Source organism: Candidatus Melainabacteria bacterium (genome assembly GCA_003963305.1).
GTDB lineage: Bacteria > Cyanobacteriota > Vampirovibrionia > Obscuribacterales > Obscuribacteraceae > PALSA-1081.
This window is the reverse complement of the sequence record RXJR01000018.1, coordinates 204169-221189: the sequence shown is the minus strand read 5'-3', so window position 1 is coordinate 221189 and position 17021 is coordinate 204169. Positions and strand designations below refer to the sequence as shown.

Sequence of the window (17021 nt, the reverse complement as noted above, 5' to 3'; positions counted from 1 at the left end):
GCAGCTGGTTCATCCTCTTTCTTCTCTTCTTCTGCAGGTGCTTCTGCAGCTGGTTCATCCTCTTTCTTCTCTTCTTCTGCAGGTGCTTCTGCAGCCGGTTCTGACTCTTTGGCTTCTTCTTTACACTCTTCCTTACACTCTTCAGCCATTTCATCAGCAGTTAAAGCACCACCGACAACTTCTGCCGGTACTTCAACTCCGTGCGCTGCGGGCGCCAATGCAGCATCACTGGTTTCTTCAGAACAACTTGAATCGCACTCTGTTTCTGTATCTTCTTCTTTAGCTTCTTCGTCGCTCGAAGTTACTTCTTCAGCTTCATCTTCTTTCGGTGCTTCCTCTTTCGATTCTTCTTCCTTTGCTTCTTCGTCGCTCGAAGTTACTTCTTCAGCTTCATCTTCTTTCGATGCTTCCTCTTTCGATTCTTCTTCCTTTGCTTCTTCGTCGCTCGCAGTTACTTCTTCAGCTTCATCTTCTTTCGATGCTTCCTCTTTCGATTCTTCTTCCTTCGCTTCTTCGTCGCTTGAAGTTACTTCTGCTGCTTCATCTTCTTTCGGTGCTTCCTCCGCCTCTGAAACCGTTGCTACGGCTGCATCTTCGGTGGATGCACAAGTTTCTTTCTCCTCTTCTACGCAAGCCGCTGCCACGGGTGCCTTGCTTCCTTGCCCAGCCGCAGCTGCTTTCGCTCCTTTCTTCTTCTTAGCCATGATCACGTCCTCCACGATTCATCCCCAATTTGGTCGCAGCAAAATCTCCGGCAAGGGCATAGCCACATGCTCGTGCACGCAGGAGCGACAGCGCACGTTGCTCTTGTCACCGACTTCGTTGAAACCTATATTTCAATTCTATGAGATTTTCAGGTTGTCATGTACATGTTCGAGCAAAGATATTTGGTTAAACTTTGCCGGAAATTAGCATCCAACTTACGCACCAAAAGTAGTGGCGCACGCATATAGAAATGCCTTACTATCTATATTCGGAGGATGCGAGCTGACATGCCCGTAAAATCGTTAGCGTAAGCCAACTTTCGATTTGACTCTACGGCAATTTAGAACCGCTCTGTTTGTCGCCTAAGAGTTTCGGTTCCGCCTCACGAATGTTATGCAGCTCGCGCGAGATTTTCGCAGCCATCCGACACGACCGCAAAATGCCTTCTCGTCCAGCCTTTATCTTTTTTCGCTCCAAAAGCTGATCGATGAGAGGCAATGTTTCGCCCAGCTGAACTAGCTCATCGCAAGCAATTCCGAGGTTTTTAGACCAGCTCTGCGAGGCGCTGCCTGGAATGAACTTACTCTGCTGATCCATCTCATTAGCCAGCACAAGCATCTCATTAGTAATCACCTGCAAACGCTTTCTGTACAACTGCAGGTCCGTCAGCTCGCGCAGTCGTTGCGCATTTAAGTGCAATTGCCAACGACGCGCGGCGTATCCAGATACAAACAAAATGGAAAGAGTGACAAAGGAAAGCCACCAGATCATTTCAATTGCAGCAGGAGTTAGTGGAGGCATGGGAAAACCAAAAATCGCGCTTATCTACTATCAGGATAATACCTGAATAACTAATGTGAATAAGTTCTCCATATCTATCAGACACCCAAGACATGCCATGTTGCTGGGCGCACAGTTCTTGACATCAAATTTAAGTTGGCTGGCTGAAAGTGCCGGCTGCAATCTAAAAACCCTGTGTTAGTATCTCATCAAGGTAATGGCAACCCGGTTGCACCGAAGTCTCGTAAATCCCCTCACAGACTAGCAAGGAAAGATATGTCCTTTCCCAATCAAATCACTCTAAAGAGTGCAATCGCCGATTTGAAAGAAGTAGTGACTCGCTTGCACGGTGCTGATACAGAGCCCGTTCGCTTACTCAAACAAATTGAAAACTGTGCAACCGAAATAGAAAGCCGCGCAGATGTTCCAATAATTTTTGCGGCACAGAGCCTGGTGACGCCCGCAGCACAAGCGCTTGTCAACCCAGCCGCTCAGGCACTGGTCAATCCGATAGCGCCCACTGTAATCATTTGAACCAGTTCGAATGAACTGGTCCAATTCGACTGAACCAGCTCGACTGCACTGAAACAGTTCAACTGCCGCATTTCGACTACTTTTTCGACTGATATTCGGCGCTCAGATCTTGAAGGTTTCGGGCTAGATTGGCTGCAGCCTCAGGTTTCCCGAGTTTAGCCATGTTTGTCCTCATAGACTGCAGCATGTTGTTCGATTTATCTGCTGCCTGTTTCACAACCGATACGAAGCGATCGACAGTCAAATCGGACTGCGGAATAACGAGCGCTGCTTTCTGCTCTTGCACAAAGTTTGCATTGAAAGTCTGATGGTCCTGAGCCGCAAAAGGATAGGGAATGAAAATAGCTGGCGTGCCCGTGACCTCAAGTTCAGATATCGTCATAGCGCCGGCGCGGCAGACAGTGAAGTCAGAGGCCGCGTAAGCAGTGGACAAATCATCAATATAAGCTCTTAACTGATAGCGCGAGCTGTTTACGGTCGAACCATCCAGGCGGCTTTTGAATTCAGCAAAGTTCTTTTCACCGACTTGATGAATTATCTGAAGAGGCGGTTCCAGAGCCAATAATTGCGGAAGCGCCTGAAACACAGTTTCGTTAATTGCCTGCGCGCCTTGCGAGCCACCCGTAATCAACAGAGTTGTGAATTCCGGGTTCAAGCCGAAAGCGGCACAAGCAGCAGCTTTGTCCATCGGGCGGGAAAAGTTTTTACTGATCGGATTTCCGTTCACAACGACTTTGCCGTTCTTCGGATGGAACTTCTCAGCGGCACCTTCCATGCCCAGCGAAACTATTCTGGCATTGCTTCCGAAAACGCGATTGACGAGCCCTGGATGCGCATCAGGCTCGTGCACAGCATAAGGCACTTTCAGTAATTGTGCGGCAGCAAGCGGTGGTGCAGATGCGTAGCCGCCTGTACCGAGCACTGCTGTTGGCTTGAATTCTGTCAATACAGCCTTAGCCTGCATTATCGCGGACAACATCTGAAACGGCCAGGTGAGAAGTTTTGGCGACAATTTTCGAGGCATGCCACCAACGGAAAGTCCAACAAAATCCAGCTTTCGTTCAGCGGCCAGTCGCTCTTCGATATGACCTTTCGCCCCTATATAAAGGATGGCTTCGACGTCCGGATTTTCCTTCAATTGCTCTGCCACTGACAAAGCTGGATAGACGTGGCCACCGGTGCCACCGCCAGTCAGTACAATTCGATGCTTTACCATCAGCTATCCCGGCCGGAGCCTATTGTGCCGGAGCCGGCTCAGAAGGATCGGCAGCATTCTCACCGAACTCGTCGTCTTCAACAAGCTTGCCGGTGTCTCGAGAAACCGAAAGAAGAATACCGACCATGGTCAGTGTGATTACCAGAGAGGTGCCACCATAACTTATGAACGGCAGCGTGATTCCAGTGACCGGCAGCAATCCTGTAGTAACCATGACGTTAACGACAGCCTGCAAGCAAATAGAACTGGTGATGCCGATTGCGAGCAATCGACCGAACAGAGTACGCGCTTCCATCGCGGTTTTGAAACCGTAATAACCAAATAGCGAAAAGAGCGTCAAAAGCACGAGACAACCAAGCAGACCAAACTCTTCGGCAATAACGGCAAAGATAAAGTCGGCATGTTGAACAGGCAGGTAGTAGAGCTTTTGCAACGACCGACCAAAACCGACGCCCAGTAGACCTCCCGAGCCGATAGCGAGCTGCGCTTGAATGATGTTCCAACCGTCCTTCTGTGGAGAAAGGTATGGATTCAGCCAGCTTTGAATACGAGCCATCTGATAAGGGGTTTTCTGGATGTGGTGCCAGATGTATATACCGCCACCGACGCCCAGAACACTTACCAAAATTCCGTTGATACCTGAAACAAACAAAAGCGCAAAGATACTGCCGATGATCATCAATGCACTGCCGAGATCGGGCTCTTTAACGATGATTACAGCCATCACCATGCTAACTGCAATGCGGATGAAAATCTGTTTGTGCCACCAGAAGTGTTTAGACAATCCGGCGGCAAGCAGGATGATCGCGGCAACTTTGCAAAACTCTGAGGGCTGGAATTGAATTGGACCGATGGCGAGCCAGCGTGAAGAACCCATCGTGGTTACGGACAAGCCTGGAACTAAAACCAATCCAAGCAAAACCAGTGAGACCAGCGCAAACGGCCACGCCCACTTTTTCAACTTGCGATAGTCATAACGGCTGATGCTGAACATCGTGAACAAGCCAATCAAACAAGCAATAGCTTGACGGCGCAAGAAAACGGTCGAATCGTGAAAACTTTGCAAAGCTTCTGGAGCTGATGCACTGTAAACAGCCATTAAGCCGAAACCGCATAACGTTAAGACAAGGCTTAATATTGCCCGGTTTGGCAGCCCTCTGAATTCTGGTTCAGGCGGCTCAGCGGGTAAATCTCTTCGTCTTTGAGTAGCATTGCTACTTTGACGGCGCCACCTTTTCGAGTCTTGCACGGACAATATCTTTGAAGACACGGCCTCTATCCTCGAAGTCTTTAAACATATCAAAGCTTGCACACGCCGGTGACAGAAGCACTGGACCGAGATTGAGCTTTCCACCCAGATCTACAGCCTCTTCAAGGCTATCGACTGGATATATGTTTTCGACTCCTCCCTCTTTCAACGCATTTTCGAAGCGCTCCTTGGCTTCACCTATGAGAATAACAGCACCAGCGTGAGTTTTCACAGAATGAACAAAATCACCAAGTGCTGTTCCTTTGTCCTTACCACCGGCTATTAGAACCACTTTATCGTCGGGAAAGGACTGGAGCGCTTTTATAGCGGAATCGGTGTTTGTCGCTTTCGAGTCGTTGTAGTATTTCACACCACTTATGGTGGCAACATACTCTAATCGATGTTCCAGTCCGCCAAAATCCTTCAAGTACATTTCAATTTCGGCTGGTTCAACGCCGATAATTGCGCAAACACTGATTGCAGCGAGGGCGTTTTCCAAATTGTGCTGCCCGAGAATCTGCAGCTCTGATTGGTGACAAACCAGGCGAGTACGACCACCGATGCGATAGGCAAGATAGCCGTCTTTCATGAAAGCACCTTGCACAGCCGCATCAAGCTCAGTAGTCGGGCTGAACGGAAATATCTCAGAACGTCCGGGAGTGGCGGCAACAATGGAGTCATCCATGTTCAAGACCGAGTATTGGTCGGCTCTTTGATTAGTAAATAGCTTGCGCTTATCCTTCACATATTCATCTAAACTGCCATGCCAATCAAGATGGTCCGGCGTCAAGTTGAGCCAGACACCAATGTATGGCGCAAAATTTTTGCAATAGTGCAACTGGTATGAACTGACTTCAATAACGAGATAGTCGGGGCGTCTTTCGAGCTGATCGAGAACAGGAACACCGATATTGCCGCAAGCAGGAGCAACACGACCACTCTTTTCGAGAATATAGCTGATCAGAGCAGTCGTGGTCGATTTTCCGTTAGTGCCGGTAACGGCAATGATCGGCACGCGCGTCTCACGATAAGCCAGCTCTACATCAGATATAACTTCCTTGCCAAGCTGCCTTGCCGTCTGAAAAACTGGATGGTCAGGCTTGATGCCGGGACTGGTGACGATAAACTCGCCAAACTTAGCAATCTCGTCGGTCGGCGGTCCGAATTCAACACGCACTCCAAGCGCTCGCAGACTCTTTGCCTTTTGCAACTTGTCCGGCGTTTCTTCCGCTTCCGACAACAAAACATTGGCGCCAAAAGAAGCCAGATATTTGGCAGTGGCGATGCCGCTCCTGCCCAAACCCATGATGCTGATTTTTCTTTTGTCCCAGTCTGCCACAGCGGTATCATAGCAGCCCACTGTGCCGATGCCTACAATTTCTTGCGACGATTCTTGCACTCGGGACGAGTGCGTTCCATTTTGTTATTGCGTGACTACGGAACTTGCGGTGACGACAGACATCGGCTGAGGAGTTGCAGGCGGAAGGCTGTACCAGAATGCACTGCCCTGAAGTATATCTGAATGCCTGACTGCAATTTTGCCACCATGTCCTTCCACAACAAGTTTGCAGATTGCCAGGCCCAAACCAGTTCCCAGTGCAGCAGTGGCACGATGACTGATTTGCTCGAAGGGGGCAAATATCTTCTCTGCATATTCATCAGGCACCCCGGGTCCCTCATCATGAATAGCACACTCAACCATTCCGCCGACCTCACGGGTTTGAATTTTGATAACACCGCCTTCGGGTGAGTGTTTGAGCGCATTTGAGAGGAGGTTTACGGTGACCTGGATAAGCTTACGCTGATCGCCTGAGACCATAAGATCTCTATTCGGGCTTTCGATCGTTACTTTCCGCTCTTTAGCAAGTGCATCAACAAGACGAACAGATTCATCAATCACCTCACTGATCTTCAGTGGAACAAGCTCAAAATTCATGCGACCAGCTTCCAACTTCTCGAAATCCAACAGGTCGTTAACGAGCTCAATCAAGTGATCGACACTCCTTTCAGCACTGCTCAACTCGCGCTCTACAACCTCTGAAATTTCCCCGGTAGCGCCGCTTTGCACTAGATTGATTGAACTCGAAACGGACATCAATGGAGTACGCAAATCGTGGCTGATCATAGCGATGAAGTCTTGCTTCAATCGTTCGACATTTTTCCTTTCTGTAATATCGTGCGCAACACAGAAAAAGGTTCGATCGCGCTGTGAATAAATGGCAGACCATGAAGTTTCAATTACTGCGGTCTTACCCTGCATCTTTATCTCAAACAACAAGCTCTCACGGCCTTTGTAGTTTGACGAGAGCATCTTTTTTACCTGGTCGACATCATCGGCAGCAATGAATTTCAGTACGGAAGTGCCGATCAATTCCTCAGGTTCGTAGCCGAGCATGGTCTTACAAAATGGATTAACGCTGAGAAATTTGCCCTGTCGATCAATCGAAAAGACAAGATCGGCAGCATAATTGATCAAGTTGCGCTCACTTGTAAGCGCCTCCTCAATTGCGGCATTGACCGAATGTAAGACCCGGTCCAGATTGGCCAGCTCATCTTTGCCTTGCAATTCCGGCTCTAGCGGTTGACGCGTTGACATGGCAATCGCATTTTTGACCATACGCTCAACTGGTTTACGTATTGTTTGCGATGAGAAATACGCCAGCACGACGCCGATTACTGTAGTGATTACACAAGCAGCAAGAAGCCACACTCGAATCATCATCCTGGCGTCTTTACGTAGCGTTGGGTCTTCAGGATGAGTCCTGTCCTCGAGCGCAATTATATTGCCGAAAATATCGATCAAATGGAGGCTTGTTTTCAGCATCCGAAATTCGAGAATCTCACTGGTGCCGTGCACGTTTGGATCTGTTGACACCTCAGCTGCTTTGGCGGCAATGAGCAGTTTGATGAACTTTTCAGAAAATTGCGAAAGCCGCTCAACGTTCCGAGCCTGCTCAGGTCTCGCAATGAGCATATCTTGCAAGGCGCCTATGCTTTTGCGCACTTCATCAATATCATGTTGCTGCAAATCACGACGCTCCATCCCCGCCGCTCTGTCAGTTCTAAAAGCAGACTGCATCGTGTTGGCAATATCAACGGTAGTGTGGTTACAGCGAGAGATTACATCCTTAGCTCGGGCTTCTGTGGCGGCAATTTCCTGGGCGCGCCAGAGCAAAATCGCCAGCACTCCTACAATAATCAACTGAAATACGAGCGGCACGCACACGACGAGCAACCCTTTTGTTGCTAACTTCATTGCTCGTCCTCAGCGCCGGAATCTTTGTAATTTGGAATACGCATGAAGAATCTGCTGCCTTTACCCAGTTCGCTTTCCACTCCGATTGAGCCGCCATGGGCCTCAGCAATCAATTTAGAAATAGCCAGACCGAGACCTGTGCCTTTAACTGCAGTAGACTTTTCGCTCGATTTTGTTTGACTGAACTTCTCGAAAATCATCTCCTGGTCCTCAGCAGCGATTCCGGGACCCTGGTCTATGACACTGAATTCAGTCACATCACCTAGAATTTTCAGTTCCAGCGTTACCGTCGAACCGCGCGGTGAAAACTTAATGGCATTAGAAAGAAGATTGATAAGCACACGCACAAGGCTGCGTTCATCGGCATAAAGCAAGCTATCGTTGAACGGTCGCACAATCTTGACGCCCAGCGATTTCGCCAGAAATTCAAGCGAATCGCACGAAGCGGAGCAAACATCCATAGCGCTAACTACGCCCAGAGACATAACGACTTTGCCGGCTTCCAGCTTTTCCAGATCAAGCAGATCTCTGATCAGATCCATCAGTCGCTCCAGGCTGGCATCAGCCTTCTGAAGAACCTGACCGGCGCGCTCGGGCAATTCGCCTTTTCCTCCTGAAGTCAAAACATTAAGAACTGCGGATATTGATGAAAGTGGCGTTCTCAAATCATGACTGGCAATTGAGATGAAGCGCTGTTTCATGCGCTCCGCCGCTCGCCGCTCACTGATATCGTGCGCTACGCAATAATACGACTGTGTCGCTTTCACCCAACTAACATTCCAGAGAACATCTTTGATGCTGCCATCTTTGCAGATCAACTGACCGTCAAACTGAGTATCCTTCTCGACCAGGGCAATCGATTCGAGAGCCGCGCGGATGGCTGGCTCACTCTCTTTAGTGTGCAATGAGATGAGAGACTGTCCGAGCAGATCATCAGGAGAAAGACCCCAGGCAGGCAGAGCGGCCGCGCCTATGGCGGTGAATCTGTATCGTTTGTCGAGCGAACAGATCACATCTGTGGCAACATCTAAAATTGCCAGCTCTTTTCGGCGAGTTTCAGCCAGAACACTGTTTGCCTCCTCAAGGGCCATTTCCAACTCAGCTATTTCGTCAGAACCACTGTCAGAGAACTTCAAGGGTGCCCTAATAGCGAGCAGCTGGGCATTCTCTTCGATAGCCAACAACCTGTTTAAAATGTTCTTGGTAAAAATTCTGGATGCAAAAATCGAAATCACTACGCTTGAAAAAATACCGAATGCCATCAAAGAAAAGACGAACAGTCGTATCTTTTCCAGTTCATGAGGTTCTTCCGAAACGAGACTGTCTTCCTGCGCCATAGCATTGTCGCTCGCTTCGCGGAACTGCAGCATGAGAGGCAATACAGCCTGGCGAACAAACTTGGTCTGCTTGCGATAAGGAATATCAGGATTTGCTATCACCGTCCGCCCACTTTCAATGGCAGCAATCAACCTGTCCAGCAGCACCACCAGTGGTTGCAGCACATCTGTCAGATCCGGTCTCACCAATTTTGCACTGGCGATAATGTCGCGACTATTTCGCGCTGACTGAACGGCGTTATCCAGATCCTTTTGCTGATCTGACGAACCCGTCGTGAAATTCGTCACGAGTTTTGTCAAGTCGATAAAAAGCCTACTGACAGCAGTATAAAACCGATAAGAAACCTCTTTCGAACTTTCGTACTTGTCCGATCTATCCTCGGAATAAGTGAGAGCTGCTGCCAGACCGCCGACGAACATGAACTCGAAAACAAGCGGAATCAGCACGAGCAAAAGTAGCTTATGCCAGAGAGACAGTTTGAGGCGCAAAACAGGCGGGTCTCCGATTCGAGGCTGTTGGACAGTTTGCTAATTCTACCGCAGGATCATCCGTCACTTATAGACTCTATTCTTCCGCAGTGACAGTAAACCAGAAAGCACTGCCTTTCAGTGTTCCAGAGGAACGCACACCGATCTTTCCACCCTGACCTTCAACAATCAGCTTGCAGATAGCAAGACCAAGACCAGTGCCCAATTTCGCAGTTGCACGGCTGGATATTTGCTCGAAAGGAGCAAATATTGACTGCTGGAACTCCTCGGGCACACCCGGACCTTCATCATGCACTGAAATCTCAATCATGTCTTTAACTCGCTGATTTTCCAGACGGATAACACCACCGCTTGGAGAATGCTTCAACGCATTCGAAACAAGATTGACCAATACCTGAATCAGCTTGCGGCGATCGCAACGAACTGAAAGTCGATTTTCCGGACAAATAATCTGAACGTTCATCTTGTCGCTCAGGGCTTTCACATGTTGGCAAGTTTCCTCAAAAATCTCCGGCAGCGGTGCAGTCTCGACAGTGAAATCCATGCGACCGGCTTCAAGCTTCTCGAAGTCGAGAAGGTCGTTCACAAGCTCTATCAAATGTTCTGTGCTCCGACTGGCGCTGCCTAGCTGCACTTCAGTCTGAGGTGCGAGTTCGCCTGTCGCGCCACTTTGTACAAGCTCTAGAGAACTGTGAACCGACATAAGTGGTGTACGCAAGTCGTGAGAAATCATGGCGATGAAATCTTGTTTCATTCGCTCCAAATTTTTGCGCTCGCTAATATCATGAATAATGCAAAAGAGGCTCTGGTCGCGCTCCGACCAGATAGCCGACCAGGACGTGTCTATAATATTCTTTGAAACGGTTTGCATTCGCACTTCAAGTCCCGGTGCGACACCAGATATAGTGCGCGCACCAATCAACCGATCGACTTTATCGCAATCATCGGACAAAACGAAATCAAGAACTGATGATGAGATCAGCCGCTCCGGACTGCATCCAAGCAGGGTATACGCGTACGGATTGGCACTGGTAAATAAGCCATTTTGATCGATTGAACAAACCAGATCGCCTGCAAAAGCAATAAGATTTCGCTCGCTTGTTAAAGCGTGGTCGATTGCCGTATCTACCTGATGCAGCAGATCGTCCAGAGCTGCCAACTCGTCTCGGCCTTCCATTGGCGCTTCCAGAGGAATACGTTGCGAAATTTTGTCAGCTGTTTGAGCCATCAATTCAAGTGGCTTTCTGATGCTAACTGAGGCGAAATAAGCAAGTAGGATGCTCAAAACAATACTGGCGACGACAAAGGCTACCAGTGCGTACTTAATAGCATCTATCGCCTGTGCCATCTCAGCCGGCGCCGCCTCGTGCACAGTATTGACTGCTTTGAGGATCCCGGAAACGCAGTCGTAAACCTGATCTAACTTCGTAAATAAAACGCGCTCAGATCTGAACTTACTTCCCATTCGTTCATATTTGTGCTCCTTGACTGCATTCATCAATGGAACGAATTCGTCCACCAATTGACTGAGTCGCTTGAATTCCGCCATCTGCAATTGCTCCGGCGTCAATCTCTCTTTTAACTCTTGCAGATACGACCTGACTAAAATCAAATCAGACTCGGTCAAGAGAGTCGATTCGCCTTCGAGTCCATACATGCGCTTCACAATCTGGCCGGTATTGTGAACCAGCTGATTACAACTGGAAATGGCATCTTTCGAACGCGCTTCGTCCAGAGCGAGTGTATGCACTTTCCACAAAAGCACAGACATCGTGATAATCAAACAAACCTGCATCACAACAGGCACCGCTACGAGCAACATTCCTCTGGTGGCAAGTTTCACGGTTACTCACCCTCGTCGAAGTTCGGGATGCGTATATAAAACGTGCTGCCTTGCTGCAAGACGCTGTTGACACCGATGACGCCATTGTGGCCTTCGACAATCAATTTTGCAATTGCGAGCCCCAGCCCGGTACCTTTCACTGAAGACTGCGATTTGGATTGCCTGAACTTCTCGAAAATCAAATCTCGATCTTCTTCGGGAATACCAGGTCCCTGGTCTATAACTTCAATCTGCGTTTGTGCTCCCAGGTTCTTGATTGTGACTGTAACGGCTGAACCGCGCGGTGAAAATTTGATCGCGTTAGAAATCAAATTGATAAGAACCCGGATCAAACGCCGCTCATCACCAAGAATCAAAGAATCATTGTTGGGTTTGACTATCTTGACTCCCAGCGAACGCGCCAGAAATTCTACTGATTCACATGCAGCGGTACATACGTCGAGGGCGCTAACAGCTCCCTTATCCAGCACAACTTTTCCAGCTTCCAGCTTTTCCAGATCCAACAGGTCTCGAATCAAATCCATCAGTCGTTCAAGGCTGGATTCTGCTTTCTTCAGTACATTCTTGGCTGCATCAGAAAGCGCCCCCGCCCCGGCAAGCATCACTGATAAGGTCGCCGAAATCGAAGATAAAGGCGTACCAAGATCGTGACTGACAATAGCGATAAAGCGCTGCTTCATGCGATCGGCCGCGCGGCGCTCGCTGATATCATGCGCGACGCAATAAAACGATTGCATCTCGTTCGACCAATTTATCTTCCAGGAAAAATCCTTGAGAGCCTGGTTGCTGCAAACAACCTGCGATTCAAATTCCGCACTCTGCAAGGAAGTGGCAATGTTATCCAGAGTCTCTCGAAAAGCCCCTTCAGTCTCTTTTGTCTGCAGAGATAAAATCGAGCATCCGAGCAAGTCATCAGCGGGATAGCCCCAGGCTTGAAGCGACGCAGCACCAACCGCGGTGATTCGAAAGCGCCGATCGGCAGAACAAATAACGTCGGTGGCAACATCCAGAATTGCCAGCTCCTTGCGCCTGGCATCATCAAGAACCACGCCTGCTCTCTGCAAACTCTCATCAAGACGCGCCAGCTCATCGTCTCCCATCGGCACCGTTTGCAACGGTGAACGAATTGCCAGACGCCGAGCATTTTCTTCAACGATACGAAGCCTCTTCAAAATATCGTTGACGAAAAACCAGGCAGCACCAAGAGAAATTGCAATACTAATAAGCGTGCCGAGAACCATCCAGATAAGGACGGAATTTCTCTTTCTTTCAATCTCCGCCGGTCCAACTTTGTTCAACTGCTTCTCAACTTCAATCAGATTTTTGGAAAGCTGGTCGAAATCGAGCATCATCGGCAGTCCTGCTTTGCGCATTCTGAGGATCTGCTCATTGGAAGGCATTCCACTGGCAAAGTCTAGCTTTGCCTGCCGAACTCCGCGGATAGCCGACCCAAAAAGTTCCGGCACCGGAGCCATAACTTCTTTCAGTTCAGGTGACTTGGCTACCAATTGCTGCATGCGGTCGGCCGCAATACTCACCTGGACTATAGCGTCATCAACACCCTCGAATTGCCCCGCATCAGCGCTGCCGCTCACGACAAGTTTAGACATTGTGTGCACGACTATACTTTCTGCCCTGTTGAAGGTCAGCAGCACCTCTTTCGAGCGTTCATACTGTTCACTGGCTTGCTGAGCCGACTGCAACTGATTGGCAAGCACCGCCACGAATGCAACTTCGAAGCCAAGCGGAATCAACACAATCAAAAGCAACTTATGCCAAATTGACAGTCTGATGCTCAAATTAATGACTCCGGCGTCGGCAAAACAAAAGCGCCGGTATCACCGACGCTTTCAATTCTACTTGCCTTGCTTCTCTTTCAGTTCGAGCTTATAGGCTTTAGATTCGAGATTGGCAATTTTCTTGTTCAACTTCTCGAGCTCTTTAGGCGGAAGATCAGGAGAAAGCGAGATGTAGGCGCGGTATTGAACAATCGCTTCGCGCAGGTCTTTAGATGCTGCAGGCGACAATTTTTCCAGAGTCTGTCCAAGTCCCAATCTTGCCGCGGCGACTTTTGGATTGCCGTAAATAGAAGAATGGTACTTGTCGATGGCGCTGGCGAGCTGTTTCTTGCGTGCCAGATCGTCGGCAAGGGTCAAGTCTTGCTTAGCGGCGTCCTGGGCTCTCGAGACCAGATCAAGACCGCGTTTGGCGCGCTCTTCACCACCAGGCATGGTGCCGGCTTTTTTGTAGGCAGCTTCTGCGTTTGGCAAATCTTTGATCATCAAAGCCAGGTCTGCAACTGCGAAGGTTTGCTTGGCGTCAGTGGCGCTGCCCAGAACCTGCGCAATTTGCGCATCGGCATCTTTGAATTTGTTCTGAGCGAGAAGGGCTTCGGCATAGGCTATGCGCTCGCCGTTGTTAGTCGGCGTACCGATGGATGCCAGATCGACTTTCTCACCAGACATGGCACGCAGCTTAGCTTGCGCCAGGCGCAATTCCATGTCGTTCGGATTCATTTTTACAGCCTGATCGATCATCTTCTTGGCTGACTCATACTCATTCGATACAAAGAAAGCACCAGTAGCTTCTTTATTTGCCTTGAGGTAATAAGCGCGAGTCAAACCCTTTGCTGCAACAGCATTGTTAGGATCTTGATCGAGCACTGTTCTGTATTCTTTGATCGCGTCATCGAGCTTTTCCAACTTGAGGCTGTTGTCTGCAACGCGCGAATGCAATGTTGCACTATTGGGCGACATCTCCAAACCTGATCGCAAATCTGCTATAGCGTGCTCGAGGTCTCCTCGTTGCTCGCGAATATCAGCGATGCCCAGGTAAGCATCAGGGTTCTCAGGCTTGATACGGATCGATTCTTGAAACTCTTTGATACCAGCAACGGTGTTACCCTGCTGAGCGTAAGCCTGCCCCATAGACAAGCGAGCTGGAGCGCTGTTTGGATTTTGATACAAAGAAGTGTTCAACTCTTTGATGGCATCATCAAGCTGCCCCTGACGCAAATAAGTGGTACCAAGCCCGTAGTGCGCAGTTGAGTTGCCTGAGTTCAAGGCGATCGCTTGTTTGAAAGCGGTCATAGCGGCAGAATAATCACCCTGCTGCAACTTGACGACGCCCAAACCGGCAAAAGCTTCCGAATACTGCGGGTCGATCTGAGTCGCTTGCTTAAATTCACTGACCGACTCATCAAGACGACCTTGTTCCTTATAGATCATGCCGAGCGTGTAATGCGCTTCGGGCATACCGGGGTCGATGGCAAGTCCTTGCTTACACTCAGCTTCGGCGCTCTTAAGCAGAGCTTCCTTGTTCTTGATGATGGTGTTTGATGACGACTGAAGCCGATTGAATTGCACCATGGCTTTGCCGCTGTGAGCCATGGCGTTGCGAGGATCCATAGCCAGTGCTTTGTCGAACTGCTCCGAGGCTGCGTCGAGCTTAAACTGCTTTGCGTAGGCCATTCCAAGCCCCACCAGAGCGGGCACACTTTTGGCATTCTTCCCGACCACGGCTCTGTAGAGATCAGCCGCGTCGGCGTATTTTCCTTTGAGCATCAGATCATCTGCCATGACCACTTCGCGATCGATTTTGATCTTGAGCACTTTCTTCGCGTCAGCAGGCTGCGCCGCGTGCACCAACGCCAGGGTGCTAGCGACTACAAGACCCAACTTTAGATACGAAATTCTAGTCTGCATAAAATCTCCCACGACTCACTGACATCCGACAATATCTGCACATCATATAGTTTTACCAAGGGCCAGGATATCTTGCTGCTTACATATCCGCTAGACCTTGACCAGTGCCAGTCACAAAGCTTACGACAACCAGATCGAACATTCCTTATAAAGAAGGGTTTTTCGGCGAAAAAGCTTTTTGCCTCACATTCTCCTACTTATATAGATGGATTTCGAACGGTGAGAGCGAGCATTCAACTTTCAGTTCGCTTTCAACTCTTTTAGAACCAGGCCTAATGGCAATCAACAGAAGTAGAGCAAGCAGATCTTAGTCATATAATTGAACGGTAGGTCAGAATACTGTCGGGACTGTCGTCAGATAATTTATTCATTGATGTGAGGTTTAAAACGTGTCCGGTCATTCCAAGTGGGCAACTATCAAGCGCGAAAAAGCCGTCACTGACGTCAAGAAAGGCGCCATCTATGCGCGAATGGGACGAGAAATAATCGTGTCGGCAAAAATGGGCGGCGGAGACCCGGCTGCAAATTTCCGCCTCAGACAGGCGATCGAACGAGCCAAAGCCGCGGGCGTTCCCAATGACAACATTCAACGTGCTGTAGAGAAAGGTACCGGCGCAGGCAGCGCTGACAACTTCGAAGAACTTACATATGAAGGATACGGTCCAGGCGGCGTAGCCGTGATGGTGCGCTGCACGACCGATAATCGCAACCGCACCGCAGGTGATATCCGCAGTTATTTCACCAAATTTGGCGGCAATCTCGGCTCAACGGGAAGCGTGAGCTGGAATTTCGTCGAACGTGGCGAAGTGCAAGTGGCTAAAACAGCCAATCTTGACGAAGACACACTACTCGCCGCTGCAGTCGATGCAGGTGCTGAAGATCTCGAAACCGATGCCGATGACTACATTGTGGTCGTCTGTGAACCGTTCAAACTCGAGGCTGTGCGCACTGCTTTAGAAAAAGCCGGATACCAGATCGAGTCATCACAAGTTTCAATGGCACCCAACTCGACTGTCGAGGTGACCAGCAAAGACGTTGCAAAACAGCTTCTCAGGCTGCTCGACACACTCGAGAATCACGACGACGTACAAAACGTCTATGCCAATTTCGATATGAATGAAAAATGGCTGACGGAAGCAATCAGCTAAAACCGGCTATTTAAGCGCGTCGCATGATGCGTAAAATTGCTCAAGCATTTGCAAAGTTTCGTAACCCGAGACAAAGCTTTGCTTGGCAACAAAGAGGCTTTTCCCAATTCCGCACAGATATACGTTTTCTATCGACTGCTCGCCACACTGACACGCAAAAACACATAGAGTTAGGAGCAGTTAAGAGATCTTTTTACACTGCGTTACTTTTTCTACATGACATCGTTCTCTTGCCATTCAGATTAGACGGCACTCATCTCGCGAATCACTGCCCAGCTTTATCGATATATCGGAAACATAGCTGTCAAGCCGGTTTCGAAGAGGTGTCAACCCCTCAACACTGAAAAATTTGCCATAAAGCGGCTAATAATCACAGACTCCGTAAAACTCGATTTGTCAGGGGATCTTTGACTGCCGGCGAGATCCTCTGCTAACCTTCGCCTCGCTTCTGAAATCGCCGTGAAAGTTTGGCGTAAGGGAAGCAGATCAGCCAATTGACCGCTGTATTAGTGGTGTTGAGCAGGTCGCAACTCCAGAGAAATAGGGTGAAATCTGTGAATACTGGAACCAAGGTTGCTCTGTCCGTCGTAACTGTTGCATTATCCTTAGGGCTAGGCGTTATACAGCCCGCAAATGCAGTACAAGCTACCGACATTCAGCCAGAAGTAGTTTCGAACGTCTGGGAGGAAAACAACGCGGAATACGCGTCAGTTTCTCTCAACGGTAAAGACGTCCTTACCTATAAAGCGAATGTGGACAA

General features: G+C 49.1%; 11 protein-coding genes and 1 pseudogene (1 of these 12 running past the window's edge). 2 read left to right on the top strand and 10 right to left on the bottom strand.

The window, feature by feature from the left end; genetic code table 11:
• Both EKK48_18370 and EKK48_18365 read right to left on the bottom strand, forming a co-directional pair.
• A pseudogene (locus EKK48_18370) lies at nt 1-704 on the bottom strand (hypothetical protein); it reaches 82 nt to the left of the window's first position.
• 331 nt (nt 705-1035) lie between these two features.
• Nucleotides 1036-1506, bottom strand: coding sequence for a hypothetical protein (locus EKK48_18365; protein RTL39832.1), 471 nt, complete (start codon nt 1504-1506; stop codon nt 1036-1038).
• Nucleotides 1507-1761: 255 nt separating this feature from the next.
• Here EKK48_18365 and EKK48_18360 point away from each other — a divergent pair, with 255 nt between their 5' ends.
• Nucleotides 1762-2019: a hypothetical protein gene (locus EKK48_18360; GenBank protein ID RTL39831.1), complete on the top strand. Its 258-nt coding sequence runs from the start codon at nt 1762-1764 to the stop codon at nt 2017-2019.
• A gap of 76 nt (nt 2020-2095) precedes the next feature.
• Here EKK48_18360 and murG read toward each other — a convergent pair whose 3' ends face one another.
• The 8 genes from murG to EKK48_18320 form a co-directional block, all read right to left on the bottom strand.
• Nucleotides 2096-3235 (bottom strand): undecaprenyldiphospho-muramoylpentapeptide beta-N-acetylglucosaminyltransferase, encoded by a 1140-nt coding sequence (murG, locus tag EKK48_18355; GenBank protein ID RTL39830.1) that lies wholly within the window; start codon nt 3233-3235, stop codon nt 2096-2098.
• A 19-nt stretch (nt 3236-3254) separates the two neighbouring features.
• Entirely contained in the window at nt 3255-4334 is a 1080-nt protein-coding gene (gene ftsW / locus EKK48_18350; protein RTL39829.1) for a putative lipid II flippase FtsW, read from the bottom strand.
• 115 nt (nt 4335-4449) lie between these two features.
• The gene (gene murD / locus EKK48_18345; GenBank protein ID RTL39828.1) at nt 4450-5883 is read right to left on the bottom strand and encodes a UDP-N-acetylmuramoyl-L-alanine--D-glutamate ligase; all 1434 of its coding nucleotides are present in this window, start codon (nt 5881-5883) and stop codon (nt 4450-4452) included.
• Between the two features lie 24 nt (nt 5884-5907).
• Complete coding sequence (locus EKK48_18340) at nt 5908-7740, bottom strand: PAS domain S-box protein (protein RTL39827.1); 1833 nt, start codon at nt 7738-7740, stop codon at nt 5908-5910.
• Nucleotides 7737-9566, bottom strand: coding sequence for a PAS domain-containing sensor histidine kinase (locus EKK48_18335; protein RTL39826.1), 1830 nt, complete (start codon nt 9564-9566; stop codon nt 7737-7739). Before EKK48_18335 ends, EKK48_18340 begins: the two co-directional genes overlap by 4 nt.
• A gap of 76 nt (nt 9567-9642) precedes the next feature.
• On the bottom strand, nt 9643-11409 hold the full coding sequence (locus EKK48_18330) for a PAS domain S-box protein (protein RTL39825.1): 1767 nt from the start codon (nt 11407-11409) through the stop codon (nt 9643-9645).
• A gap of 2 nt (nt 11410-11411) precedes the next feature.
• Nucleotides 11412-13208 (bottom strand): HAMP domain-containing protein, encoded by a 1797-nt coding sequence (locus EKK48_18325; protein ID RTL39824.1) that lies wholly within the window; start codon nt 13206-13208, stop codon nt 11412-11414.
• 57 nt (nt 13209-13265) lie between these two features.
• Nucleotides 13266-15113, bottom strand: coding sequence for a tetratricopeptide repeat protein (locus EKK48_18320; GenBank protein ID RTL39823.1), 1848 nt, complete (start codon nt 15111-15113; stop codon nt 13266-13268).
• Nucleotides 15114-15502: 389 nt separating this feature from the next.
• On the opposite strand from EKK48_18320, the gene EKK48_18315 reads away from it, so the two are divergent.
• A complete protein-coding gene (locus EKK48_18315) occupies nt 15503-16261 on the top strand; it encodes a YebC/PmpR family DNA-binding transcriptional regulator (protein ID RTL39822.1) in 759 nt (252 codons plus the stop codon).
• Nucleotides 16262-17021 lie beyond the last annotated feature (760 nt).

What these genes read in the sequence shown, in the direction of transcription:
- EKK48_18320 (RTL39823.1), bottom strand. Translation starts at nt 15,113, where the DNA reads ATGCAGACTAGAATTTCGTATCTAAAGTTGGGTCTTGTAGTCGCTAGC.
- ftsW (RTL39829.1), bottom strand. Translation starts at nt 4,334, where the DNA reads ATGGCTGTTTACAGTGCATCAGCTCCAGAAGCTTTGCAAAGTTTTCAC.
- EKK48_18360 (RTL39831.1), top strand. Translation starts at nt 1,762, where the DNA reads ATGTCCTTTCCCAATCAAATCACTCTAAAGAGTGCAATCGCCGATTTG.
- EKK48_18365 (RTL39832.1), bottom strand. Translation starts at nt 1,506, where the DNA reads ATGCCTCCACTAACTCCTGCTGCAATTGAAATGATCTGGTGGCTTTCC.
- EKK48_18340 (RTL39827.1), bottom strand. Translation starts at nt 7,740, where the DNA reads ATGAAGTTAGCAACAAAAGGGTTGCTCGTCGTGTGCGTGCCGCTCGTA.
- murG (RTL39830.1), bottom strand. Translation starts at nt 3,235, where the DNA reads ATGGTAAAGCATCGAATTGTACTGACTGGCGGTGGCACCGGTGGCCAC.